The organism is Streptomyces olivaceus (genome assembly GCF_000721235.1).
Taxonomy (GTDB): domain Bacteria; phylum Actinomycetota; class Actinomycetes; order Streptomycetales; family Streptomycetaceae; genus Streptomyces; species Streptomyces olivaceus.
In genome coordinates, this window is sequence record NZ_JOFH01000144.1 from 1 (window position 1) to 384 (window position 384).

At 67.4% G+C, this 384-nt stretch carries 1 protein-coding gene; it reads left to right on the top strand.

The window, feature by feature from the left end; all coding sequences use genetic code 11:
• On the top strand, positions 1-384 hold a 384-nt coding region (locus IG94_RS0138175), incomplete at both ends, for an integrase core domain-containing protein (protein ID WP_031048853.1).

Here is a 384-nt window from a genome sequence, read left to right on the forward strand (position 1 = left end):
CCGTCGACGACCACTCCCGCCTCGCCTACAGCGAGATCCACGCGGACGAGAAGAAGGAGACCGCCACCGGCTTCTGGCAGCGGGCCCACGCCTTCTTCACCCAGGCCGGGATCACCGTCGAGCGGGTACTGACCGACAACGGTTCCTGCTACCGCTCACGCGACTGGCGCGATGCCCTGGCAACGGCCGGGATCGCCCACAAGCGCACCCGGCCCTACCGGCCCCAGACGAACGGAAAGGTCGAACGCTTCAACCGCACCCTGCTGGACGAGTGGGCCTACGCCTGCCCCTACCGGTCAGAAGCCGAGCGCCGCCAAGCGTTCCCGCAATGGCTGCATACCTACAATCACCACCGCGGACACACCGCGCTGAAAGGGCAACCAC